Source organism: Thioalkalivibrio sp. ALE25 (genome assembly GCF_000377285.1).
Classification (GTDB): domain Bacteria; phylum Pseudomonadota; class Gammaproteobacteria; order Ectothiorhodospirales; family Ectothiorhodospiraceae; genus Thioalkalivibrio.
On record NZ_KB897928.1, the window covers coordinates 176,803 to 200,787 of the forward strand.

General features: G+C 66.8%; 19 protein-coding genes. 13 read left to right on the forward strand and 6 right to left on the reverse strand.

The annotated features are described in order from the left end of the window. Window positions 1–43 precede the first annotated feature (43 nt). The 3 genes from clpA to icd all read right to left on the reverse strand — a co-directional run bounded on the left by clpA (window position 44) and on the right by icd (window position 4,014). A complete protein-coding gene (clpA, locus tag C996_RS0104855; protein WP_018866329.1) occupies window positions 44–2,314 on the reverse strand; it encodes an ATP-dependent Clp protease ATP-binding subunit ClpA in 2,271 nt (756 codons plus the stop codon). Window positions 2,315–2,319: 5 nt separating this feature from the next. Next, a complete protein-coding gene (gene clpS / locus C996_RS0104860) occupies window positions 2,320–2,646 on the reverse strand; it encodes an ATP-dependent Clp protease adapter ClpS (protein ID WP_018140091.1) in 327 nt (108 codons plus the stop codon). 111 nt (window positions 2,647–2,757) lie between these two features. Further along, entirely contained in the window at window positions 2,758–4,014 is a 1,257-nt protein-coding gene (gene icd / locus C996_RS0104865; protein WP_018866331.1) for an NADP-dependent isocitrate dehydrogenase, read from the reverse strand. A 155-nt stretch (window positions 4,015–4,169) separates the two neighbouring features. Between icd and C996_RS0104870 the strand changes: the two genes are divergently transcribed. The 7 genes from C996_RS0104870 to C996_RS0104900 all read left to right on the forward strand — a co-directional run bounded on the left by C996_RS0104870 (window position 4,170) and on the right by C996_RS0104900 (window position 12,447). Further along, on the forward strand, window positions 4,170–4,631 hold the full coding sequence (locus tag C996_RS0104870; protein ID WP_026279203.1) for an NUDIX domain-containing protein: 462 nt from the start codon (window positions 4,170–4,172) through the stop codon (window positions 4,629–4,631). Further along, a complete protein-coding gene (mnmA, locus tag C996_RS0104875; protein WP_018866333.1) occupies window positions 4,628–5,755 on the forward strand; it encodes a tRNA 2-thiouridine(34) synthase MnmA in 1,128 nt (375 codons plus the stop codon). The genes C996_RS0104870 and mnmA overlap by 4 nt, the downstream gene beginning before the upstream one ends. 78 nt (window positions 5,756–5,833) lie before the next feature. Continuing rightward, entirely contained in the window at window positions 5,834–6,463 is a 630-nt protein-coding gene (hflD, locus tag C996_RS0104880) for a high frequency lysogenization protein HflD (RefSeq protein WP_018866334.1), read from the forward strand. 16 nt (window positions 6,464–6,479) lie between these two features. Next, on the forward strand, window positions 6,480–9,233 hold the full coding sequence (gene acnA, locus C996_RS0104885) for an aconitate hydratase AcnA (protein WP_018866335.1): 2,754 nt from the start codon (window positions 6,480–6,482) through the stop codon (window positions 9,231–9,233). 66 nt (window positions 9,234–9,299) lie between these two features. Further along, window positions 9,300–9,629 carry a hypothetical protein gene (locus C996_RS0104890; RefSeq protein WP_018875491.1) on the forward strand — a complete coding sequence of 110 codons (330 nt, stop codon included), beginning with the start codon at window positions 9,300–9,302 and terminating at the stop codon, window positions 9,627–9,629. Continuing rightward, the gene (locus C996_RS0104895) at window positions 9,629–10,468 is read left to right on the forward strand and encodes an HDOD domain-containing protein (RefSeq protein WP_018866337.1); all 840 of its coding nucleotides are present in this window, start codon (window positions 9,629–9,631) and stop codon (window positions 10,466–10,468) included. The genes C996_RS0104890 and C996_RS0104895 overlap by 1 nt, the downstream gene beginning before the upstream one ends. A gap of 29 nt (window positions 10,469–10,497) precedes the next feature. Further along, window positions 10,498–12,447, forward strand: coding sequence for a bifunctional diguanylate cyclase/phosphodiesterase (locus C996_RS0104900; protein WP_018866338.1), 1,950 nt, complete (start codon window positions 10,498–10,500; stop codon window positions 12,445–12,447). 21 nt (window positions 12,448–12,468) lie between these two features. On the opposite strand, the gene C996_RS0104905 is transcribed toward C996_RS0104900, so the two are convergent. Further along, window positions 12,469–13,848 carry a lyase family protein gene (locus C996_RS0104905; RefSeq protein ID WP_019592962.1) on the reverse strand — a complete coding sequence of 460 codons (1,380 nt, stop codon included), beginning with the start codon at window positions 13,846–13,848 and terminating at the stop codon, window positions 12,469–12,471. A 118-nt stretch (window positions 13,849–13,966) separates the two neighbouring features. Here C996_RS0104905 and purB point away from each other — a divergent pair, with 118 nt between their 5' ends. Continuing rightward, on the forward strand, window positions 13,967–15,334 hold the full coding sequence (gene purB, locus C996_RS0104910) for an adenylosuccinate lyase (RefSeq protein ID WP_018866340.1): 1,368 nt from the start codon (window positions 13,967–13,969) through the stop codon (window positions 15,332–15,334). 11 nt (window positions 15,335–15,345) lie between these two features. Next, window positions 15,346–16,518 carry a cupin domain-containing protein gene (locus C996_RS0104915; RefSeq protein WP_018866341.1) on the forward strand — a complete coding sequence of 391 codons (1,173 nt, stop codon included), beginning with the start codon at window positions 15,346–15,348 and terminating at the stop codon, window positions 16,516–16,518. 22 nt (window positions 16,519–16,540) lie between these two features. On the opposite strand, the gene dusA is transcribed toward C996_RS0104915, so the two are convergent. Next, complete coding sequence (dusA, locus tag C996_RS0104920; protein WP_019592963.1) at window positions 16,541–17,530, reverse strand: tRNA dihydrouridine(20/20a) synthase DusA; 990 nt, start codon at window positions 17,528–17,530, stop codon at window positions 16,541–16,543. Between the two features lie 56 nt (window positions 17,531–17,586). On the opposite strand from dusA, the gene C996_RS0104925 reads away from it, so the two are divergent. Further along, window positions 17,587–19,014: a Glu/Leu/Phe/Val dehydrogenase gene (locus C996_RS0104925; protein WP_026279204.1), complete on the forward strand. Its 1,428-nt coding sequence runs from the start codon at window positions 17,587–17,589 to the stop codon at window positions 19,012–19,014. Between the two features lie 56 nt (window positions 19,015–19,070). Here the strand turns inward: C996_RS0104925 and C996_RS0104930 are convergent, their stop codons facing one another. Continuing rightward, window positions 19,071–20,456, reverse strand: a complete 1,386-nt coding sequence (locus tag C996_RS0104930; RefSeq protein WP_018866344.1) for a M17 family metallopeptidase — start codon at window positions 20,454–20,456, stop codon at window positions 19,071–19,073. A 118-nt stretch (window positions 20,457–20,574) separates the two neighbouring features. Between C996_RS0104930 and C996_RS0104935 the strand changes: the two genes are divergently transcribed. The 3 genes from C996_RS0104935 to C996_RS0104945 all read left to right on the forward strand — a co-directional run bounded on the left by C996_RS0104935 (window position 20,575) and on the right by C996_RS0104945 (window position 23,939). Continuing rightward, window positions 20,575–21,552 carry an ABC transporter ATP-binding protein gene (locus C996_RS0104935; RefSeq protein WP_018866345.1) on the forward strand — a complete coding sequence of 326 codons (978 nt, stop codon included), beginning with the start codon at window positions 20,575–20,577 and terminating at the stop codon, window positions 21,550–21,552. Continuing rightward, complete coding sequence (locus tag C996_RS0104940; RefSeq protein ID WP_018866346.1) at window positions 21,549–22,331, forward strand: ABC transporter permease; 783 nt, start codon at window positions 21,549–21,551, stop codon at window positions 22,329–22,331. The genes C996_RS0104935 and C996_RS0104940 overlap by 4 nt, the downstream gene beginning before the upstream one ends. A gap of 99 nt (window positions 22,332–22,430) precedes the next feature. Beyond that, a complete protein-coding gene (locus C996_RS0104945; RefSeq protein WP_018866347.1) occupies window positions 22,431–23,939 on the forward strand; it encodes a peptidoglycan DD-metalloendopeptidase family protein in 1,509 nt (502 codons plus the stop codon). The last annotated feature ends 46 nt before the right edge of the window (window positions 23,940–23,985 follow it).

Genomic DNA, 23,985 nt, shown 5'->3' on the forward strand with positions numbered 1-23,985 from the left:
TTTGCGGGCCCTTGCGCGGGCCCGCTTATGCCAGCACGCCGCATCAGGAGGACACGGCCGTCTCCTGGATATCCAGCTCCAGCCCGGACTCGCCCAGTCGGACCACCACCTCGCCGCCGTGCGCCAGACGGCCGAACAGCAGCTCGTCGGCCAGCGGCTTCTTGATGTGCTCCTGCAGGGTGCGGGCCATCGGTCGCGCACCCATCTTGACGTCGTAGCCATGCTCGGCCAGCCAGGCCCGGGCGTCCGGCTCCACCGTCAGGTGGACCTTCTTCTCGTCGAGCTGGGCCTGCAGCTGAGTCAGGAACTTGTCGACCACATTGAGGATGGTCGCCTCGTCCAGCGGCCCGAACTGGATGGTCGCGTCCAGCCGGTTGCGGAACTCCGGCGTAAAGGTCCGCTTGATCGCCTCCATCGCATCGCTGGAGTGGTCCTGCTGGGTAAAGCCCACCGACGGGCGGCTGGCCTGCTCGGCACCGGCGTTGGTGGTCATCACCAGGATCACATTGCGGAAGTCCACCTCGCGTCCGTTGGCATCCGTCAGCGTGCCGTGGTCCATGACCTGCAGGAGCACATTGAAGACGTCCGGGTGGGCCTTCTCGATCTCGTCCAGCAGCAGCACGGAATGCGGATGCTTCAGGATGGCGTCAGTGAGCAGCCCGCCCTCGTCATACCCCACATAGCCGGGCGGTGCCCCGATCAGGCGGGAGACCGTGTGGCGCTCCATATACTCGGACATGTCGAACCGCGCCAGGTGGATGCCCATCTGCTGCGCCAGCTGACGGGTGACCTCGGTCTTGCCGACCCCGGTCGGCCCGGCAAACAGGAACGAGCCGATCGGCTTGTCCATGTCGCCCAGACCGGAGCGTGCCATCTTGATGGCTGTCGCCAGGGTGCCGATCGCCTCGTCCTGGCCAAACACGGTCATCTTCAGGTTGCGATCGAGGTTGCGCAGGGTCTCCTTGTCGGAGCTGGAGACCGACTTCGGCGGGATGCGCGCGATCTTCGCCACGATACTCTCGATATCCTGCACACCGATGGTCTTCTTGCGCTGGCTGGCCGGCTGCAGCTGGCGGCTGGCCCCGGCCTCGTCGATCAGGTCGATCGCCTTGTCCGGCAGGAAGCGGTCAGTGATGTAACGGTCGGCCAGCTCCGCCGCCGCCCGCAGCGCCGGCTTGGTAAACCGTACGTTGTGGTGCAGCTCGAAACGGGACTTCAGGCCGCGCAGGATCTGCTCGGTCTCGTCGACCGTCGGCTCGGGCACCTCGATCTTCTGGAAACGCCGCGCCAGGGCGCGATCCTTCTCGAAGATGCCACGGTATTCCTGGTAGGTCGTGGAACCGATGCACTTCAGCTCGCCCGAGGCGAGCATCGGCTTGATCAGGTTGGAGGCGTCCATCACCCCGCCGGAAGCCGCGCCGGCCCCGATGATGGTGTGGATCTCGTCGATGAACAGCACCGCACCCGGCTCCTTCTTGAGCTGGGCCAGAACGCCCTTCAGGCGCTTCTCGAAGTCGCCGCGGTATTTGGTCCCGGCGACCAGCGCCCCCAGGTCCAGGGCATAGACGGTCGCGGATTCGATCGCCTCGGGCACCTGCTCGTCGACGATGCGCCGCGCCAGACCCTCGGCAATGGCGGTCTTGCCGACCCCGGCCTCACCGACCAGCAACGGGTTGTTCTTCCGCCGGCGGCAGAGGATCTGGATGGTGCGTTCGATCTCGTGATCGCGCCCGATCAGCGGGTCGATCTCGTCCTTGCGCGCCTTGTCGTTGAGGTTGGTGGCGTAGAGCTGCAGCGCGTTGGTCTTTTCCTCGCGCTCGCCCTCCACCGGCTCGGCCTGGGACTCGTTCGGGTTCGGCTGCGCCCCGAGTTCGTCCTCACCCACCTTGGAGATCCCGTGCGAGATGAAGTTGACGACATCCAGGCGCGAGATGTTCTGCTGCCCCAGCACGTACAGCGCCTGGCTGTCCTGTTCGCCGAACAGGGCCACCAGGACGTTGGCGCCGGAGACCTCCTTGCGTCCGCTGGACTGCACATGAAACACGGCCCGCTGCAGCACGCGCTGGAAGCCCAGCGTCGGCTGCGTCTCGCGCGAATCGTTCGGCGGGATGCGCGGCGTGTTCTCGTCGATATAGGCCTCCAGCTCGTCGCGGATGCGATCGAGATCGCCTCCGCAGGCCCGCAGCACCGTGGCCGCGCTGGGATTCTGCGCCAGCGCCATCAGCAGATGCTCAACGGTCACGAATTCGTGACGTTTTTCGCGGGCCTCCTTGAAGACCATGTTCAGGCTGAATTCGAGTTCCTTGTCGAGCATGGGAGTCAGGCCTCCTCCATCGAGCAAAGCAGTGGGTGCTGATGGCTGCGGGCGTAGTCGTTCACCTGCGCCACCTTGGTCTCGGCCACATCCCGGGTAAAGATGCCGCATACTCCCTTGCCGCGCGTGTGCACGTGCAGCATCACCCGGGTGGCCTTTTCGCGATCCATGCTGAAGAAGGTCTCCAGTACCTCGATCACGAACTCCATGGGCGTGAAATCGTCGTTGAGCAGGACCACCTTGTACTGTCGCGGTGGCTTGAGCTCCGGCCTCGATTCTTCGACCGTTACCGAGTCGTCTCGATCGGGGTTTTGGGGCTTGTCATCACTCATCGGTCGAACTCGCGCCTTCAGCGGTTACTCGTTTGGGTCGTCTCCATCCTCGAATGGTTCCGGGCCGAGGCCAAGTGCCCTTACGGACACTCCGACCACCGACCCGTCCCGTCACATGTGCTTGATCATCGCCTCGCCAAAGGCCGAGCAGGCAATCGGCTCGACGTTATCCATCAGCCGCGCGAAGTCGTAGGTCACCTCGCCGGCGCTGATCGCGCCGCCCATGCCCTTGACCACCAGGTCCGCCGCCTCGGGCCAGCCCAGATGCCGCAGCATCATCTCGGCAGACAGGATCAGCGAGCCGGGGTTCACCTTGTCCTGGCCGGCATACTTCGGCGCCGTGCCGTGGGTGGCCTCGAACATCGCGGTGGTGTCGGACAGGTTCGCACCCGGAGCGATGCCGATGCCACCCACCTGGGCGGCCAGCGCATCCGAGATGTAGTCGCCGTTCAGGTTCAGCGTGGCGATCACCGAGTAGTCCTCCGGGCGCAGCAGGATCTGCTGCAGGAAGGCATCCGCGATCACGTCCTTGATCACGATGTCGCGGCCGGTCTTCGGGTTCTTGAAGGTCTGCCACGGGCCGCCGTCCAGGTCCTTCGCACCGAACTCCTCGCGCGCCAGCTCGTAGCCCCAGGCCTTGAAGGAGCCCTCGGTGAATTTCATGATGTTGCCCTTGTGCACCAGCGTCACCGAGGGGCGGTCGTTGTCGATCGCGTACTCGATCGCCTTGCGCACCAGGCGCTTGGTGCCCTCGCTGGAGACCGGCTTCACGCCGATGCCGGCGGTATCAGGGAAGCGGATCTGGGTCACGCCCATCTCGCCCTGCAGGAAGTCGATGACCTTTTTCGCTTCCGGCGTGCCGGACTCGAATTCAATGCCGGCGTAGATGTCCTCCGAGTTCTCGCGAAAGATCACCATATCGGTCTTCTCCGGCGCCTTCAGCGGGCTCGGGGTGCCGTCGTAGTAGCGCACCGGGCGCAGGCACACGTACAGATCCAGCTTCTGGCGCAGCGCCACGTTCAGGGACCGGAAACCGCCACCAACCGGCGTAGTCAGCGGGCCCTTGATGGACACGCGGTAATCCTTCACCGCCTCCAGGGTCTCGTCCGGAAGGCCCGAATCATCGTCGTAGACCCTGGTTGCCTTCTCGCCGGCATAGACCTCCATCCACTCGATCGCCTTCTTCCCGCCGTAGGCCTTCTCCACGGCCGCATCGGTCACCCGGCGCATCACCGGGGTGATATCGACCCCGATGCCGTCACCCTCGATATAGGGGATCACCGGATGATCCGGCACCTGCAGCTTCCCCTGCTCGTCGACGGTGATGCGTTCGCCCTTCTCCGGGACCTGAATGTGCTGATAGGCCATGCCAACTCCTTGTACGGAAATCGAGATCAATGGATCGGTCAATCGGGTATGCCTCGATTATACATGCCCAACCGCCATCTCCGGGGGCCCGGAGCGAGTGAAATCGACGTTCCGACATGGTCGTGTGCGCCATTGCCTGCGTTATCATCCGCCGCATGACCGAACGCCTCCCCTGTCACATCACCGTGGCCGCCGTGATCGAGCGCGAAGGCCGGTTCCTGTTCGTCGAGGAGACCGACGGCGGGCGCCGGGTCCTGAACCAGCCGGCCGGGCACCTGGACGCCCACGAAGACCTGATCGAGGCGGTCGTGCGCGAGGTCCGCGAGGAGACCTCCCTCGCGTTCACCCCCGAGGCCACCCTCGGCTGCGATCTCCTGGAACTGGCCAGCGGCGCCGTCATCCTGCGCACCAGCTTCTGTGGCTCGACCACGCCCCTGCCTTCGCCCGGCCCGCGAGACCCGGCGATCCATGCCCTGCACTGGCTGACACCCGAGGCGGCCGAACGCGACTGGCCCCTGCGCAGCCCCCTGGTGATGCGCAGCATCCATCGCTACCAGGCTGGCCCGCGCCTCCCGCTCGCGGCGGTCGGCGGGCTGGTTCGGGCGGTCGCGCCATGAGCGGCGGCGAGCGCGTCATCATCGGCCTCTCCGGAGGCGTCGACTCCGCCGTCGCCGCCAGCCGCCTGCTGGAGGCCGGCTATCGCGTCGAAGGCCTGTTCATGAAGAACTGGGAGGATGACGACGACGCCGAATACTGCGCCGCCGAGGCCGACTACGCGATGGCCCGCGAGGTCGCGGATTGTCTCGAGATCCCCCTGCACAAGGCGAACTTCGCCGAGGACTACCGCCAGCGGGTGTTCGCCCAGTTCCTCCACGAATACGAGGCCGGGCGCACCCCCAACCCGGACATCCTCTGCAACCGCGAGATCAAGTTCCGTTCCTTCCTCGACCACGCGCGCGAGCTGGGCGCCCGCTGGATCGCCACCGGTCACTACGCGCGGGTCCGCCATCATGCGGACTTCAGCGAGCTGTGCATGGCGGCCGACTCGAACAAGGACCAGACCTACTTCCTGCATACCCTGACTCAGGAGCAGTTACGCCCGGCCCTGTTCCCGCTGGGGGATATCCCGAAGGACCAGGTCCGGGAGCGGGCCCGCGAACTGGGTCTGCCGAACCACGCCCGCAAGGACTCCACGGGGATCTGCTTTATTGGCGAGCGGCGCTTCCGCGACTTTCTCGCGCAGTACCTGAACGCCGCCGAGGGCGAGATGCGCACCCCGGAGGGTCAGGTCGTCGGCCGCCACCAGGGCCTGATGTTCTACACCCTCGGCCAGCGCCAGGGTCTCGGCATTGGCGGGGTCGACGGTTTCGCCGAGGCCCCGTGGTATGTGGTCGACAAGGATCTCGAGCACAACGCCCTGGTCGTCGCCCAGGAGCCGCAGCATCCGCGACTGATGAGCCCGACGCTTGTCACCGAGCCGGTCCACTGGATCCACGACGTGCCTGCCCCGGACGAGCCGCTCCGGGCCCGCCTGCGCCACCGCCAGCCCCTGCAGGACTGCCGCATCGAGGCGCTTGCGCCGACGGGTGCCACAGTGGTGTTCGACAGCCCGCAGCGCGCCGCCACCCCCGGGCAGTCCATCGCCTTCTACCGCGGTGATGTCTGCCTGGGCGGCGCGGTGATCGCGACCCGGACCACGCTGGACCACCACGCAGGCGCCATTCAATCCGCGTCTCCCTGAGTGAGTCCGCCGGGTCACTTCCGGTATAGTGAGCCCTGCCTGGCGCCCCGCCCTCGACCCACCAAGGAATGAACTGGCTTGGACCGCTCCGATCACAACCGCACGCTGGCGCTTGCCGCCCTCTTCCAGTGCGCCAGCCTGGTCAAGGATCTGGCCTGGCGCGGCAGCTGCGACGAATACGAGTTCGAGGTCCTGATCGGCAGCCTGTTTGCCTTCGATGCCGAGACACCGGAGGCGGTCTACCGCGAGGCCGTCAGCCTGAAGAGCGGCCTGGAACGCATCGAGAGCCAGCTGCAAAACGGCAGCAAGCCGCCGGACATGGAGATCACCCGCTACGCGATCGGCTTGATCTTCCTCGAGCGCAAGCTGCAAAAACGCGACGATATGCTGCAGACGCTGACCGACGGTCTGCAGGGCGCACAACGCCAGATCGACTACTTTCACATCACCCATGAGAGCGTGATCGCGCGACTCGCCGAGATCTACAAGGAAACCATCTCCGAACTCGGCCCGCGCATCATCGTGCAGGGGGAACAGAACAACCTCTCCAACCCGGAGACCGCCGCGCGCATTCGTGCGTTGCTGCTGGCAGGAATTCGGGCCGCGGTCCTCTGGCGCCAGGCCGGCGGATCGCGCTGGAAACTGCTTTTTGGCCGCAAGCGGCTGATTCGCGAAGCGAACCACATCCTCAATCGACTCAATACCTGAACGCGGAAGACGCATCATGAGCCACGCCGACCCGAAGAACACCCAGACCCTGTCCGCTGGCGGCCTCGACTGCCGTTACGTGCCGATCACCGACGACGCCCGCGCGAAGGATCTGCCCTTTGCCCTCAAGGTGCTGCTGGAAAACCTGCTGCGCTTCGAGGACGAGCGCACCGTCCGGCGTGCCGACATCGAGGCCCTGCTGGACTGGGACCCGAAGGCCGAGCCGGCCCAGGAGATCGCCTTCCGACCGGCCCGCGTGCTGTTGCAGGACTTCACCGGCGTGCCGGCGGTGGTCGATCTCGCCGCGATGCGCGACGCGATGGAGGCCCTCGGCGGCGACCCGAAGAAGATCACCCCGCTGCAGCCGGCGGAGCTGGTGATCGACCACTCGGTCCAGGTGGATGCCCACGGCAACGCCAACGCGATGAACCTGAACGCGGAGCTGGAATACTCCCGCAACCGCGAGCGCTACAGCTTCCTGAAGTGGGGCCAGCAGGCCTTTGATACCTTCAAGGTGGTGCCACCGGACACCGGCATCGTCCACCAGGTGAACCTCGAATACCTGGCCCGTACGGTGTTCGTGGACGACCAGGCCGAGGGGGGCTGCATGGCCTACCCGGATACCCTGGTCGGTACCGATTCCCACACCACCATGATCAACGGCCTCGGCGTACTCGGCTGGGGCGTGGGCGGCATCGAGGCCGAGGCCGCGATGCTCGGCCAGCCGATCTCCATGCTGATCCCGCAGGTGGTGGGCTTCCGCCTGACCGGCAAGCTGGCCGAGGGCGCCACCGCAACCGACCTGGTGCTGGTGATCGTCGAGATGCTGCGCAAGAAGGGCGTGGTCGGGAAGTTCGTCGAGTTCTTTGGCGACGGCCTCGCCGATCTGCCCCTCGCCGACCGCGCGACCATTGCCAACATGGCACCGGAATACGGCGCCACCTGCGGCATCTTCCCGATCGACGACGAGACCCTGAACTACCTGCGCCTGACCGGGCGTGACGCCGGCCATATCGAATTCATCGAGGCCTATGCCAAGGCCCAGGGGCTGTGGCGTGACGACAGCGCCCCGATCGCTCGCTACAGCGACATGCTGGAGCTGGACCTGTCCACGGTCGAACCCAGCCTGGCCGGGCCCAAGCGCCCGCAGGACCGTATCCCGCTGAGCCAGGCCGGCACCACCATCAGCCGCCATCTGGACACCATGCTGAAGGAGCGCGAGAGCGGGGCCGACGAACCGGCCGAGGCCGAGCGCTTCGCGGCCGAGGGCGGGCACACCGCCGTCGGCGTGGAACACCAGGCGGAGGAGCCTCATCACACCGCCATCGAGATGGACGGCGAGACCTTCACGCTGGATCACGGCGACATCGTGATCGCGGCCATCACCTCCTGCACCAACACCTCCAACCCGTCGGTGATGCTGGGTGCCGGTCTGGTCGCGCGCAAGGCGCGCGAGGCGGGACTGCAGGTCAAGCCCTGGGTGAAGACCTCGCTGGCCCCCGGCTCGCGCGTGGTCACCGACTACCTGGAGAAGTCCGGCCTGCTGACCGATCTGGAGGCCCTTGGCTTTCACGTGGTCGGCTATGGCTGCACCACCTGCATCGGCAACTCGGGTCCGCTGCCCGAGCCGATCTCCGAGGCCATCATCAAGGACGACCTGATCGTCAGCTCGGTGCTCTCCGGCAACCGCAACTTCGAGGGGCGCATCCATTCCGAGGTGCAGATGAACTTCCTCGCCTCGCCGCCCCTGGTGGTCGCCTACGCCCTGGCCGGGCGCAGCAATATCGACCTGTACAACGATCCCATCGGCGAGAACGCTGAGGGCGCGCCGGTCTACCTGAAGGACATCTGGCCGACCACCGACGAGGTGCGCGAGGCCGTCACCAGCCACGTCGGCGCCGGCAGCTTTACCAGTGCCTACGGGGATCTCTACTCCGGCGAGGAGCGCTGGCGCAACCTGGAGGCCCCCAAGGGCGAGCGTTTCGAGTGGCAGGAGGACTCCACCTACGTCCGCAACCCGCCCTACTTCAAGGGCATGGGCATGACCCCGATGCCCTGGCACGACATCCAGGGCGCGCGCGTGCTGGCCCTGCTGGGCGACTCGGTCACCACCGACCACATCTCCCCGGCCGGCTCGATCGCCAAGGACAGCCCCGCCGGGAAGTATCTGGAATCCAAGGGCGTAAAGCCCGCGGACTTCAATTCCTACGGCTCGCGGCGCGGCAACCACGAGGTGATGATGCGCGGCACCTTCGCCAACGTGCGCCTGCGCAACCTGCTGGCCCCGGGCACCCAGGGCGGCGTCACCCAGCACCTGCCGGATGGCGAGCAGATGTCCATCTACGACGCCGCCATGCGCTACCAGGAAGAGGACACCCCGCTGATCGTGATCGCCGGTCAGGAATACGGGACCGGCTCCTCGCGCGACTGGGCCGCCAAGGGGACCCTGCTACTGGGAGTCAAGGCGGTGATCGTCGAGAGCTTCGAGCGCATCCACCGCTCCAACCTGGTGGGCATGGGTGTCCTCCCGCTGCAGTTCCTGCCCGGCGAGAACGCGGCCAGCCACGGACTGACCGGGCACGAGACCTACAGCATCACCGGCGTGGAGAACGGCGAGGCCCGCGAGGCGACGGTGACCGCGGTGGACGACGACGGTCAGCGCACCACCTTCACCGTGCGTGTACGCCTGGATACCCCGCAGGAGGTGGACTACTTCCGCCACGGCGGCATCCTGCCCTATGTGTTGCGCCAGCTCGCGGGTTCCGCATAAGGTTTCGGCATGGGACGACGGATCTCCACGGAGGCAATCCAATCCGGTCAGACACTGGCGACCGCCGTGCATGACCGCTCCGGCCGTCTCCTGATCCCCGCCGGCATGGTGCTGCAGGACAAGCAGATCCGCGTGCTGCTGTCCTGGGGTATCAGCACGGTCGAGGTGGTCGAGGACGAGCAGGCAGCGGCCAATGATGGTCAGGACGAGCCTGTGGAGCTCCCGCCCGAAACTCGGCCCACGCCGGAGATGGAGGAACAGGCCGATACCATCCTGTCCGAGCGCTTCCGCCACTGTGACGTGAACGCCCACCCCATGGACGGGTTCCACCAGCTCGCCCGTGAGCAGTTGCTGGATGAGCTGATGCGACGCGGGCACCGGTCCCGAGGTGCATGATGACCGTCGCCGAGTTCCTCGAGCAGGACGACTCGCTGTGCAGCTTTTCCGGCAGTTACAACACGATCTTCACCCGTCTTAGCGATCCCACGGCCAACGTCGCCGGGATCACCGAGGCAGTGGAGCTGGACCCCACCATCGCCGCGAAGACGCTGCGCATGGCGAACTCCTCGCTGTACGGCTTTCCCGAGCCCATCGACACCCTGCACCGCGCGGTCTCCATCATCGGCCTGCAGCAGATGCGCCAGATCGTGCTGTCGACAATCGTCATTGAGCATTTCCGTGGATTGCCGGTCATCGGCGTCGACATGGAGTCGTTCTGGCGCCACAGCATCGCGGTCGGCGTGCTCAGTCGCTCCATCGCACGGTTCCGCCGCGAGGCCAACATCGAACGGCTGTACCTCTACGGCATCATGCACGACCTGGGGCGGCTGCTGCTGTTCCTGCGCCTGGGCACCCGCACCGAGGAGCTGATCAACATCCGCGAACGCGAGCAGTGCCTGCTGTTCGAGGCCGAACGCGAGCTGCTCGGCTTCGATCATGCCGCCATCGGCTCCGCCCTGCTGGAGGAATGGGGCATGACCCCGGCCCAGGTGGAGGCCACGCGCTACCACCATGCCCCGGAGGAGGCACGCGCCTTCCCGGTGGAAACCGCGATCGTGCACGTCGCCGACAGCATCGCGAATTCGCTGCGCCTGGGATCGTCCGGCGAGCGCTTCGTGCCCCCGGTAAGCCCCGAGACCTTCGACCGGATCGGCCTGGAGATGCCGGTCTACGAAGACATCATCGGCCACGCCCGCAAGCATCTGGACCAGATGCAGGCGATCCTCCTCGACTGAGCCCGTATGCAGGCAAAGGACGCTGTTGCATGAGCCCATCGTATCGCACGCCCGAGGAGGTCAATGCCCTCCATGAGCGGATCCGCTTCCTCGAGGAGGCCCTGGAGGCCAACGCCTACGCGATGGACGTGCTCGCCTCGACCACGGCGATCTTTGGCGATACCGACCGCAACCGCAGCCCCGAGCTGATCATCCAGAACAGCATCGAGTCCATTCGTCGGCTTCTGCCGGCACAGGACATGGCGGTCTACGTGCTGGACAACGACTGCTCCTTCAATCTCGCGTACCAGGAGCGCCCGGAGGAGCTGGAGCCGGACCTCGCGGACACCGTGGAACAGCTGATCCGCGACGGGCAGTTCTCCTGGGCGCTGCATCAGAATCACCCGGTCTGCCTCCCCTCGCCGGTCGACGGCGAGAGCGTCATGCTCCACGTGATCTCCACGCGCACCCGGATTCGGGGGATGTTCGTCGCCCACTTCCGCCAGTCGGAGCTGCAGCGGTACGAGATGATCCTGTCGACCCTGACCATGGTGCTCTTCAATACCGCCTATGCCCTCGAGAGCGCCGACCTGTTCCAGATGATGGATCGGCGCCAGAAGGCCCTGCAGCGGATCACCGAGCGCCAGTCGCGCGAACTGCTGCACCACATGTCGCACGACTCGCTGACCAACCTGCCCAATCGCATGCTGTTCAGCGACCGCCTGTCACAGGCCATGGAGCGCCATGCCGGCGCCGCCGGTCACGTGGCATTGATCCTGCTGGACCTCGACAATTTCAAGCGCACCAATGACTCCCTTGGCCATCGCGCCGGCGACGAGCTGATCCGCAAGGTCGCGCAGGACCTCTCCGAACTGCTGGACCATGCGCGCGAGCGTTCCGGCCGCCACCTGCGCACCACCCTGTCGCGCCTGGGCGGCGACGAGTTCGGCATCCTCGTGGAGGACAGCCAGGGGCTGGAGGGTATCGTCCGCCTGGTCACCGACGTCGTCCGCAAGACGGCAACCGAGCGCCAGATCTTCGATCAGCCGGTGGTCAGCAGCGTGTCCTGCGGTATCGCGGTGTACCCCTACGACGGCGAGGACGCGGACACCCTGCTGGGCAACGCGGATGCCGCGATGTACGAGGCCAAGCAGCGCGGGCGCAACGGGTTCCGCTTCTATACCCAGGACCTCAACGCCCGCACCTTCCGTCACTTCGAGCTGGAAAACGAGCTGGGCCAGGCCATTGCCAATGAGCAACTGGTGCTGCACTACCAGCCCAAGGTGGAGCTCGCGACCGGCCGGGTCATCGGCGCCGAGGCCCTGATCCGCTGGCAGCACCCGAAGCTGGGCCTGCTGCCGCCCGGCCACTTCATCGAACTGGCCGAGGACATGACCCTGATCGAGGAGATCGGGGAATGGGTGCTGCGTCAGGTCTGCCGCGACCTGCAATCCCTGCGCATGGGGGAGGACGAGCTCCCGCGGGTCGCGATCAATGTCTCCGCCCGCCAGCTGCGCCAGCCGGATCTGGCCGGCGGCTTCCATCGCATCATCCGCGAGGCCGGCATCCCCACCCGCTGCATCGAACTGGAGCTCACCGAGACCAGCATCATGGATGACCCCAAGGGTGCCGCGCGCGTCTTCCAGCGCCTGCGCCAGGTTGGCATGTCCCTGGCCGTCGACGACTTCGGCACCGGCAACGCCTCGCTGATGCAGCTCAAGCAGTTGCCGGCCGATACCCTGAAGATCGACCGCTCCTTCGTGAAGGATCTCGACCACGGCGAGGAGCATGCGCAGATCGTGCGCGCGATCGTGCTGATGGCCCGCACCCTGGGGCTCGACGTGATCGCCGAAGGCGTGGAGACCGAGCGCCAGGCGCAGATCCTGCAGGACCTCGACTGCCACACGGCCCAGGGCTACTTCTACTCGCACCCCGTCCCGTTTGCCGACTTCCGCGAGCTGCTCCAGCCAGGCGTGGCACTCCCGCTCGCGACCGCCTGACGCCCTCCTTTGCCCCGCGACCTATTCTGACGGGCCGGTCAGGTTCGCGGGGTCCAGCAGGGCCTGCAGGCGCTCGCGCGGGATGTCAGTGTGTTCCGCCGCCACCTCGACGATGGGCCGCCCGGTCGCGTAGGCCTCCTTGGCGATACGCGCACCGGCCTCGTAGCCAATCTCCGCGTTCAGCGCCGTCACCAGGATGGGGTTGCGGTCCAGGGCGGCGCGCACGACCGCCTCGTTCACGGTGAACCCCGCGATGGCGCGGTCCGCCAGATGCCCGGCCGCACGCGCCAGCAGGCCCGTCTGATTCAGCAGATTGTCGGCGATCATCGGCAATCCCACGTTCAACTGGAAATTGCCGCCCTGCCCGGCGGCCGCGATCGCCGCATCCAGACCGATCACCTGCTGCGCGGCCATGATGACGCCCTCCGGGATCACCGGATTCACCTTGCCCGGCATGATCGAGCTGCCCGGTTGCAGGGCCGGCAGCGCGATCTCGCCCAGCCCCGCCAGCGGACCGGAGTTCATCCAGCGCAGGTCGTTGGCGATCTTGATCAGGCTGGTGGCCGTGGTGCGCAGCTGCCCCGACAGTTCCACCGCCGTGTCCTGGCTGGCGAGCCCCGCGAACCCGTTGGATTCGCGCTCGAAGGCAATGCCGGTGCGTTCCGCCAGGCGCTGTGCCACACGCTCGCCGAACGCTGCCGGGGCATTGATCCCCGTACCCACCGCGGTGCCACCGATCGCCAGCCGGTTTACCCGGTCGCGGGTCGCGCGCAGGCGTTCGACATCCAGCTCCAGCTGCGTGCGCCAGCCGGACAACTCCTGGCTCATGCGCACCGGCATCGCGTCCATCAGGTGGGTGCGCCCGGTCTTCACGATCGCGGTCAGTTCGCCCTCGCGCCGCGCGATGGTGGCGATCAGGTGACGCAGCGCCGGGATCAGTTCCTGTTCCAGCTGGGTCGATGCCGCCACGTGCAACGCGGTCGGGATCACGTCGTTCGAGCTCTGGGAACGGTTCACGTGGTCATTGGGGTGGATCGGCAGGGCCTCGCTGGAGGCCAGGCGCGCGATCACCTCGTTCATGTTCATGTTGGTACTGGTGCCCGATCCGGTCTGGTAGACATCCACCGGGAAGGCATCCGCATGTTCGCCGCTGGCGATGGTCTCGGCGGCCGCGACAATGGCCCCGGCCACCTCCGCCGGCAGCTGCTCCAGCGCCTGATTGGCTTCGGCACAGGCCGCCTTGGTCTGCGCCAGGGCGCGAATGAAGGCCGCCGGCAGGGGGCGGCCGGCGATCTGGAAGTTGTCCACCGCACGCTGGGTCTGGGCGCCCCACAGGGCCTGCTCCGGGACCTCCACCAGTCCGAGACTGTCCTGTTCCTGACGCATTGCGGGCTTCGACATGCCGTTCTCCTGGTTGGGTCCGCGCGGGTAGCCGGGCTCTCCCCGGCGCGATGCTGTATTGCAACTGAACGCCTTAGTATACTGCGCCGCCTGACTCGAACCCGACCCCGGAATGCCCATGTCCCCGAGCCCCCTGACCGCGATCAGCCCTGTCGACGGCCGCTACGCGCGCCATACCCGCGACCTGGCGCCCTACTTCTCCGAACAGGGCCTGATGCAGGCCCGCGTGCGCGTGGAGATCGCCTGGCTCAAGGCCCTGGCCGCCGAGCCGGCCATTCCGGAGGTGCCGGCCCTGACCGACGCGGCGGATGCCTTCCTCGACGAGATCGCCTTCGGCTTCGACGAGGTCGCAGGCGCCCGGGTGAAGGAGGTCGAGGCGACCACCAACCATGACGTGAAGGCGATCGAGTACTACATCAAGGAACAGATGGCGGACCGCACCGACCTGCAGAGCCAGATCGAGTTCGTGCACTTCGCCTGCACCTCCGAGGACATCAACAACCTCGCCTACGGCGTGATGGTTCGCGAGGCCCGCGACCAGGTGATGCTGCCGGCCCTGGACAGTGTGCTCGCCCCCCTGCGCACGCTTGCCGAACGCTTCGCCGAACAGCCGATGCTCGCGCGCACCCACGGCCAGCCGGCCTCCCCCACCACCATGGGCAAGGAACTGGCCAACGTGGTCGCGCGTCTGGAGCGCCAGCGCGACGAGATCGCCGCCGTCGCCTGCCGCGGCAAGATCAACGGCGCGGTCGGCAACTTCAATGCCCACAGCGTGGCCTACCCGGAGGTCGACTGGCCGGCCCTGTCGCGGCGAATGATCGAGGGCCTGGGGCTGGAACCGAATACCCACACCACCCAGATCGAGCCGCATGACTTCCTCGCCGAGCTGTTCCATGCCTTCATGCGCGCGAACACCATCCTGCTGGATGCGGCGCGCGACATCTGGGGCTATATCTCGCTGGGCTACTTCAAGCAGAAGGTTGTGGCCGGCGAAGTCGGCTCCTCGACCATGCCGCACAAGGTCAACCCGATCGACTTCGAGAACGCCGAGGGCAACCTGGGCCTGGCCAATGCCCTGTTCGATCACCTCGCGGGCAAGCTTCCGGTGTCGCGCTTCCAGCGCGATCTGACCGACTCGACCGTGCTGCGCAACATCGGCCTGGCGTTCGCCTGGTCGCTGATCGCCTACAAGGCCTTCGATCGCGGCCTCGGGAAGCTGGAGATCGAGCCCGGCCGCCTGGCGGAAGACCTGGACCAGAACTGGGAGGTCCTGGGCGAGGCGGTCCAGACGGTGATGCGTCGCTACGGCATCGAGTCGCCCTACGAGAAGCTCAAGGAACTGACCCGCGGGCAGCGCATTACGCCCGAGGCCCTGGCGGCCTTCATCGACGGCCTCGAGATCCCGGAAGAGGCCCGCGCGCGCCTGCGCGAGCTGACGCCGGGCACCTACACCGGCATCGCCGAGAAACTCGCGCGCGACCTCTGATCCCGCACGGCATGGCGGCCCCGGATCCGAACCAACCGCTGGTCCTGCTTGGCGGGCTCACGCCTGCCGAGTTTCTGCGCGACTACTGGCAGCAACGCCCGCTGCTCGTGCGCAATGCGGTCCCGGGTTTCGAGAATCCCATCGAGCCCGACGATCTGGCCGGCCTGGCGACCGATCCGGATGCCGCCAGCCGCATCGTCCGCGGGCATGTCGACCGCCAGGACTGGGACGTGGAGTACGGCCCCTTCGACGCCGAGCACCTGGGGCAACTGCCCGCGCAAGACTGGACCCTGCTGGTCACCGACGTGGAACGCTTCTGGCCCGGCGGGTCGGACTTCCTCGCCCGTTTCGACTTTATCCCGCGCTGGCGCCGGGACGACCTGATGATCTCCTATGCCCCGCCCGGGGGCTCCGTCGGGCCGCATGTGGATCAATACGACGTGTTCCTGTTCCAGGCGGCAGGACGCCGCCGCTGGCAGATCCAGGACCCACCGGGATCGCTGGATTGCCACGACGACCTGCCGCTCGCCATCCTGCGCGAGTTCCACCCGAGCGAGACCTGGGAGCTGGGCCCCGGCGACCTGCTCTATCTGCCGCCCGGTCTGCCGCATTACGGCCTGTCGCTGGATGCGCAGTGCATGACCTGGTCGGTCGGTTTTCGCGCCCCGACCATCCTCGACGTCCTGACCGGCTTCCTCGAGGAGCGCGCGAACGTGATCGGCGACCAGGCGCGTTTCGAGGATCCGGGGCGTCACCCGGCTGCCTGCCCCGCCGAACTCCCCGCCGCGGATCGCAGGGAACTGCGCGAGGCCCTGCGCGCGCTGCTCGCCGCGGAGGACCACGACCTGGACGCCTATCTCGGCCGATTCCTGACCCGCCCCGCCGGGAACATCGAGCTCGCTCCGGAAGACCCCGGGATCGCGGCCCGCGCCGGGGCCGCGGAACGCTTCGTCCTCCACCCCGGTATCCGCCGCGCGTGGTTCCAGGGCCCCGACGGCCCGGTCCTGTGCGTCGGTGGCAATGACTATCCCGCACAGCGCGTCACGCCCGAGATCCTGGAGACGTTCTGCCGCGCGGAGACGCTCAGCGTCGCGGAATGGGAGGAGGCGATCCCCGCGATCCGCCAGATCCTGGCGGACGGGCTCGAGGCGGGCTGGATCGCCCCGGAGACGCCCGCCGAGTAGCCGCCTGTACGGTGGTGAGGCGTCAGGCCGCCCGGGGCAGACAGGCCAGGGCGGCGCGCTCGATCAGCTCCGGGCCGGCGCCGGGCTGATGGGCCCCCTCGGTCAGGACACGCCGCCACTGACGGGCCCCGGGCTCCCCGTGGAACAGTCCCAGAATGTGCCGGGTCAGGCGAGCCAGCGGCACGCCATCTCGCCGCATCCCCTCGGCCAGCTCCAGGAGCCCCTCCAGCACCCCCTCGCGTGTCGGATCCTGTTCCGCACCGAAATACACCCGATCCACCAGGGACAGGCTCCAGGGCTCGTGGTAGGCCTTGCGTCCGAACATCACGCCATCCACCTGCTCCAGATGGGCCCGGGCACCCGATACATCGTCGAGCCCGCCGTTCAATACGATGGTCAGATGCGGAAACTCCGCCTTCAGGCGGTACACGCGGGCGTAGTCCAGCGGCGGGACATCGCGGTTGTCCTTGGGGCTCAACCCCTGCAGCCAGGCCTTGCGCGCGTGCACCACGAACACCCGGCAGCCGGCCGCGGCGACCTGCTCCACGAAGGCATGCAGATCGGCCTCGGAGTCCTGGTCGTCGATGCCGATCCGGTGCTTGACGGTTACCGGGACCTCCACCGCGTCGCGCATCGCCGCCACACAGTCGGCCACCAGCCCCGGATCCGCCATCAGGCAGGCGCCGAACGCCCCGGACTGGACGCGGTCGGAGGGACAACCCACATTCAGGTTAACCTCATCGAAACCGCGCGCAGCGGCGATGCGTGCCGCCTGCGCCAGCGTGGCCGGGTCCGACCCGCCCAGCTGCAGCGCGATCGGGTGTTCCTCCGCGGCAAAGCCAAGCAGGCGGTCGCGATCGCCATGGATCACCGCGTTGGCATGCACCATCTCGGTATACAACAATGCCCGTCGGGTGAGCAGCCGATGGAACCGGCGACACCAGGTGTCCGTCCAGTCCATCATCGGTGCAACCGAGAACCGCGGGTCGGGAAAGTGGCCCGCGTCACCCATCCGCGAAGCCCCCGTGCCGCGCAGGCCGCCTCGCAAAGCCATAAAGGATTGCCGTCATGTCGGAAAGCGAAGTCCCTGAAACCTTTCTTGATAGTGTCTCACACATGGTCGACCGGGCCATGGCCTACCTCGAACTCCCCGAGGGGGCGCGCGAGGCCCTGAAGTCCTGCGACTCGGTGATTCAGGTCAGCTTTCCGATCCGCTTTCGCGACCGCATCGAGGTGTTCAAGGGCTGGCGCGCGGTGCACTCCGCGCATCGCCTGCCATCCAAGGGCGGTCTGCGCTTCTCCCCGACCATGGATCAGCAGCACGCCGAGGCCCTGGCGGCCCTGATGACCTACAAATGCGCCATCGTGGACATCCCCTTCGGGGGTTCCAAGGGCGGGCTTCGGATCGATCCGCAGAAATACGACGAGTGGGAGATGGAGCGCATCACCCGGCGCTTCGCCCACGAACTGATCCAGCGTGACTACATCAGCCCCGCGCAAAACGTGCCGGCCCCCGATGTGGGGACCTCCCAGCGCGAGATGGCCTGGATCATGGAGACCTACCGCGAACGGCATCCGGAAGATCTCGATCATGCCGCCTCGGTGACCGGAAAACCCGTCGAACTGGGGGGCATCGTCGGGCGTCTCGAGGCCACCGGACGCGGTGTGCAGTACGCGCTACAGGCGTTCTTTCGCGAGGGCTTGGCCGCCCGCGAGGCCGGGTTCGAGGGTGGCCTGGGCGAACAGCGCATCATCATTCAGGGCTTCGGCAACGTCGGCTACTATGCCGCGCGCTTCCTGCAGCAGGACGATCACGTGAAGATCGTCGGCGTCATCAAGAGCGATGGCGGCGTGTACTGCGAAGACGGTATCGACGTCGAGGCGCTGCACGACTACGTCCGCCGCAGCGGCACCATGGAGGGCTTTGCCGGCGTCGAGTTCGAGCGCGACGGCAACCGCATCCTGGAACGCGAATGCGACATCCTGATCCCGGCGGCGCTGGAAGGCGCGATCCATCGCGGCAACGCCGACCGCATCCAGGCCCGGCTGATCGCCGAGGCCGCCAACGGGCCCTGCACCTGGGAGGCCGACCAGGCACTGCGGGCCCGCGGGATCACGATCCTGCCGGACGTCTACGTCAATGCCGGTGGTGTCGTCGTGTCCTACTTCGAATGGGTGCGCAACCTGTCGCACATGCGCTTCGGGCGCCTGGAGCGGCGCTACGACCAGTCCCAGGGCCAGCACATCGTGACGGCCATCGAGATGATGACCAACGAGAGCATCCCGGAATGGATTCGCGACGCGGTGGTTCGCGGTGCCGAGGAGATCGATCTGGTTCGTTCCGGCCTCGAGGACACCATGCGCGAGGCGTTCCGCGAGATGCACGAGGTCCGCGAGGTGGAAAGCAACGGCGAGGTACTCGACTACCGCACCGCCGCCTATCTGATCGCCCTGCGCAAGATCATCCGCGCCCGCAGCGACCTCAAGCTCATCTGACCCACACGCTCCGCGAACGCAGGGGATCCGGGGAATTCCCTCCCCTGCCCATGCCCCTAACCCGCCGGCCCGTACCGCGACTCCAGCGCCGCGAACAGGGCACGCAGGCCCATCGCCTCGCCGCCCTTGGGCCGGCCCGGCCGAGCCCGATCGTTGAAGGCCATGATGTCGAAGTGCAGCCAGGTCGTGTCCTCGGGGACGAATTCCTTCAGGAAGAGCCCCGCAGTGATCGCACCGGCGTAACCGCTGCTGGAACTGTTCACGATGTCGGCCACGTCGCTGTCCAGCATGTAGCGATACGGGGTATGCAGGGGCAACTGGCACACCGGATCGTCCCATTCCCGAGCCGGCTCGACCAGCGCCCGGGCCCAGCCTTCGTCCTCGGTGAAACAGGCGCTGATCTCGGTCCCCACGGCCACGCGCGCGGCACCGGTCAGCGTGGCGAAATCCACCAGCAGGTCGGGGTGGAACGATCCCGCCCGATCCAGCAGGTCGGCCAGCACCAGCCGCCCCTCGGCATCGGTGTTGTCGATCTCGATGCGCTTGCCGTTGCGCGCGGTCAGGACATCGCCCGGGCGGAACGCCCCGGCACCAATGGCATTCTCGACCGCGCCGATCAGCACGGTCAGGCGCACAGGCAACGCCTGCGCCATGATCAGGCGGGCCAGACCCAGCGCGATGGCCGCCCCGCCCATGTCCTTTTTCATCTGACGCATGGAATTCCCGGGCTTCAGGTTCAGCCCGCCCGAATCGAAGCACACGCCCTTGCCCACCAGCACCAGCGACGGGGCATCCGGCGGCCCCCAGGTCAGCTCGATCACCCGCGCGCCGTGGTCACTGGCCGCACCCACCGCGTGGATGCAGGGGAAGTCCTGTTCCAGCTTGTCGCTGTCACTCACGACATGCAGGCTGCAACCGAAGGCCTCAGCCAGATCCCGGGCCTGCAGGGCCAGGTTGGCCGGCATCATGTCGGCGGCGGGGGTGTTGATCAGGTCGCGGGTCAGGCCGATCGATTCGACAAAGGCCTGAACCCGGGCCGGGTCGGCGTCTTCCGGCCAGACCAGCCGTGGCGTGCGTTCCTGCGGTTCGCGGTAGCGGTCAAAGCGGTAGCGCCCCAGGCCCCAGCCGATGGCGGCGAGGTTCTGGACGTCGGCGTTGAGAAAGTCCGTCTCCAGACGATAGTCGCCGCTGCCCAGTGTCTCCGCCGCCGCGGCCAGCATCCAGATCGGCGTCTCGGCGTCGAACCCGGCCAGAACTGCCGCCAGCCCGCCGTCCGCGTCGGGAATACGCAGGATCGCGCCCGGCTCCGCCTCGAAGCCGGAGGCCTCGACCCACTTGCGCCAGCTCTCCGGCGCGGCCTCCAGGCGGACCGGGAGTGACTCGCGGCTGACCGGGATCAGCGGGACAGCGGTTTCGGACGACGCAACAAAGACAGAATCCACGCGGCTTTCCTCGAAATCGATCCAATACGGCCATAATACGCATCTTGTCGATCCCCCGGGATCGTACCCACTCAGCCGGTGCGCGGTTCCGTGTGCCGGGGCCCTACAGGATGTGACGATGACGCCAGCGCTGGAGATTCGCGGGCTCAAGAAGACCTACAAGAACGGATTCGAGGCCCTCAAGGGGATCGACCTCGAGGTGGCGCCCGGCAGCTTCTTTGCCCTGCTGGGCCCCAACGGGGCCGGCAAGTCCACCACCATCGGGATCATCACCTCGCTGATCAACAAGACCGCGGGCACGGTCAAGGTCTTCGGCCACGACCTGGACACCGACCTGCAGGCGGTCAAGCGCTCCATCGGGCTGGTCCCGCAGGAGTTCAACTTCAACAACTTCGAGCCGATCGGCGAGATCGTCGTCAACCAGGCGGGCTACTACGGCATCCCCCGGCGCGAGGCCTGGGAGCGCTGCGAGCACTACCTGAACGAGCTGGGCCTGTGGGAAAAGCGCAAGGACATGGCGCGTACGCTGTCCGGGGGCATGAAGCGCCGGCTGATGATTGCGCGCGCCCTCGTGCACGAACCGCGGCTGCTGATCCTGGACGAACCCACCGCCGGCGTCGATATCGAACTGCGCCGCTCCATGTGGGACTTCCTGACCCGTATCAACACCGACGGACGCAGCATCATCCTGACCACGCACTATCTCGAGGAGGCGGAGACGCTGTGCCGCAACATCGCGATCATCGATGACGGCGGCATCATCGAGAACACCACGATGAAGCAGCTCCTCGCCAAGCTCGAGACGGAGACCATGGTCCTGGATCTCAGCGAACCACCGCCGGGCCTCCCCGAGCATGCGCCGGTGGCCCTGCGCCAGGTCGACGAGCTCACGCTGGAGGCCGACATCCGCCGCGGCCAGCACCTGAACGATCTGTTCCGGGTCCTGGATCAGGCCGGAATCCGCGTTCAGAGCATGCGCAACAAGGCCAACCGCCTGGAGGAACTGTTCATCCGCATGACCCGCAACGGCCAGAGCCCCAGTCACCTCACGCCGGGTGCCAGCGGCGCCAGCGAGCAGCCGGAGAACCAGGCATGAGCAGCACCCACCTGCGTCACTACTGGACCGCCTTCCGCACCATCGTCACCAAGGAGGTGCTGCGCTTCGCCCGCATCTGGGTGCAGACGGTGCTGCCGCCGGTGATCACCACGGCCCTGTACTTCATCATCTTCGGTGGCCTGATCGGCGAGCGAATCGGCGAGATGGAAGGCTACCGCTACATGGACTTCATCGTGCCCGGCCTGATCATGCTGGCCGTGATCACCAACAGCTATTCCAATGTGGTTTCGTCCTTCTTCGGTTCCAAGTTCCAGCGCCATATCGAGGAGTTGCTGGTCTCGCCGATCCCCAACAGCGTGATCATCCTCGGCTTCGTCTTCGGCGGCGTGGCCCGCGGCCTGGCGGTGGGAGTTGCCGTCCTGCTGGTGTCGCTGTTCTTCAGTCCGCTCAGCGTGCACAACGCCCCGGTCATGCTGGTCATCGTGCTGATGACGTCGATCCTGTTCGCCCTTGCCGGGCTGATCAATGGTGTCTTCGCCCGTACCTTCGACGATATCGCGATCGTCCCGACCTTCGTGCTCACGCCGCTGACGTACCTGGGCGGGGTGTTCTACTCGATCAGCCTGCTGCCGGAGTTCTGGCAGGGCGTGTCGATGCTCAACCCCATCCTGTACATGGTGGACGCCTTCCGCTACGGCAGTCTCGGCCACAGCGACTTCCCCGTGGCCATGTCCTTCGCCATCATCGCGGGCTTCATCGCCGTCCTTTACTCCGTGGCACTGATCCTGCTCAATCGCGGCGTCGGAATCCGATCCTGACGCCCAGCCCCGGCGAAACCGCCGGAAAGCGGCTTCCGACGGTGTTTATTGCCCGAAAAAACGTGGTATAAAGCGGAAACTCTCCGGGGCAAGGGCCATATGGGTTACAACAGAAAGACATCGCATTTCTTTCTGGCGGGCACCGCCGGACTCGCCATCCTGGTGGGTACCAGCCTCCTGCTCGCCTCCCAGCCCGCCGAGACCTCCCAGCCGCTCCAGATCGGTGCCGGCAACCCGCTCCCCGTCGCCAAGCTGTCCCTCGCACGCCCGGACCACCCGGCCGGAGGCGCGTCGATCAGCCCGGCACCGTCGGCGTCGTTCGATGCGGGCGCGCAGACCGTCGCGTTTGCCACCGACATGCTGGACGACCCGAGCACCGGCTACCACGACGACCCCATCGACCCGGACGCGGAGGCGCCCACCTCCTACGAAACCTTCGACCTCGACGGTGACGGCGATAGCACCGTCGAGGCGGACGCGACCGAGGACGAATGGCACAGCCATACGCTGAAGGATGGCGAGCGCCTGACCGGGCTCTGGGAACGCGAATGGGAGCTTCCCCTCGCGACGCTCTATCGCCTGCTGGATGATGACGAGAACGCCTCCATCCTGAACCGTGTGCGTCCCGGCCAGGAGATCGAATGGCAGGTGGACGACGAGGGCTATCTGACCCGCATGCGCCTGTGGACCTCCCGCGCCAGCGGGCACGAGTGGATCCGCGAGGCCGAGGGCTGGGACTTCGAACGCGGCGAGGTCGAGAATGGCCGCGAGGTCAGCCACCTGATCATCAGCGCCGAGATCGACGGGAACATCGCGTCCGCGCTGAGCGAACGCGCGGATATCTCCCCGGGGGCGGCCAACGCCCTGGCCGTACTGCTCGACCGCTACCTGCCCGTGCGTACCCATGCCCGTACCGGTGACCAGTTCACCCTGCTGGTGGAACAGGAGACGCTGGTCGGCGACGACACCCCGCACAACCTCCGCCTGCTCGCCTTCGACTACGAAGGCGAACGCATCGAGATCCGCGCCGCCCGCAACGTCAACGGCCGGTTCTACACGCCCGAGGGCGAGAGCCTGCTGCCGCCATTCGATCGTCGCCCGTTTGCGGGCAATTACCGCATCAGTTCCAGTTTCAACCCCCGCCGCCGCCATCCGGTCACCGGCCGTGTGGCCCCCCACCACGGTACGGACTTCGCCATGCCCGTGGGCACACCCATCCTCGCGCCGGCTGACGGCCGCGTGACCCGCGTGGAGAATCACCCCTACGCCGGGCGTTTCATCGTCATCGAGCACGGCCAGGGATACTCCACGCGCTACCTGCATCTGCAGCGACAGCTGGTACGCCCCGGGCAGACCGTGGAGCGCGGTGACCGTATCGCCCTGTCCGGCAACACCGGCCGCAGCACCGGGCCCCACCTGCATTACGAGATCCACGTGAACAACCGGCCGCAGAACCCGATGCGCGTGGAGCTCCCGGAGAGCGATGCCCTGGAAGGCGACGAACTCGACCGCTTCAAGTCCATCAGCCAGACACTGCTGGCCCAGCTGGACAACGGGGTGCGCAACCAGCAGGTCGCCTTCACCTCGTTCGAAGAGCTGACCCGTTGAGGGATTGATCCGAGGGTCCCGGCGGTGGGCGCCTCGCGTTCATCGC

Excerpts from the sequence above, each read along its gene's own strand:
- clpA (WP_018866329.1), bottom strand. The coding sequence starts at position 2,314 with ATGCTCGACAAGGAACTCGAATTCAGCCTGAACATGGTCTTCAAGGAG.
- clpS (WP_018140091.1), bottom strand. The coding sequence starts at position 2,646 with ATGAGTGATGACAAGCCCCAAAACCCCGATCGAGACGACTCGGTAACG.
- icd (WP_018866331.1), bottom strand. The coding sequence starts at position 4,014 with ATGGCCTATCAGCACATTCAGGTCCCGGAGAAGGGCGAACGCATCACC.
- C996_RS0104870 (WP_026279203.1), top strand. The coding sequence starts at position 4,170 with ATGACCGAACGCCTCCCCTGTCACATCACCGTGGCCGCCGTGATCGAG.
- mnmA (WP_018866333.1), top strand. The coding sequence starts at position 4,628 with ATGAGCGGCGGCGAGCGCGTCATCATCGGCCTCTCCGGAGGCGTCGAC.
- acnA (WP_018866335.1), top strand. The coding sequence starts at position 6,480 with ATGAGCCACGCCGACCCGAAGAACACCCAGACCCTGTCCGCTGGCGGC.
- C996_RS0104895 (WP_018866337.1), top strand. The coding sequence starts at position 9,629 with ATGACCGTCGCCGAGTTCCTCGAGCAGGACGACTCGCTGTGCAGCTTT.
- C996_RS0104900 (WP_018866338.1), top strand. The coding sequence starts at position 10,498 with ATGAGCCCATCGTATCGCACGCCCGAGGAGGTCAATGCCCTCCATGAG.
- C996_RS0104905 (WP_019592962.1), bottom strand. The coding sequence starts at position 13,848 with ATGTCGAAGCCCGCAATGCGTCAGGAACAGGACAGTCTCGGACTGGTG.
- purB (WP_018866340.1), top strand. The coding sequence starts at position 13,967 with ATGTCCCCGAGCCCCCTGACCGCGATCAGCCCTGTCGACGGCCGCTAC.
- C996_RS0104915 (WP_018866341.1), top strand. The coding sequence starts at position 15,346 with ATGGCGGCCCCGGATCCGAACCAACCGCTGGTCCTGCTTGGCGGGCTC.
- dusA (WP_019592963.1), bottom strand. The coding sequence starts at position 17,530 with ATGGGTGACGCGGGCCACTTTCCCGACCCGCGGTTCTCGGTTGCACCG.
- C996_RS0104925 (WP_026279204.1), top strand. The coding sequence starts at position 17,587 with ATGTCGGAAAGCGAAGTCCCTGAAACCTTTCTTGATAGTGTCTCACAC.
- C996_RS0104935 (WP_018866345.1), top strand. The coding sequence starts at position 20,575 with ATGACGCCAGCGCTGGAGATTCGCGGGCTCAAGAAGACCTACAAGAAC.
- C996_RS0104940 (WP_018866346.1), top strand. The coding sequence starts at position 21,549 with ATGAGCAGCACCCACCTGCGTCACTACTGGACCGCCTTCCGCACCATC.
- C996_RS0104945 (WP_018866347.1), top strand. The coding sequence starts at position 22,431 with ATGGGTTACAACAGAAAGACATCGCATTTCTTTCTGGCGGGCACCGCC.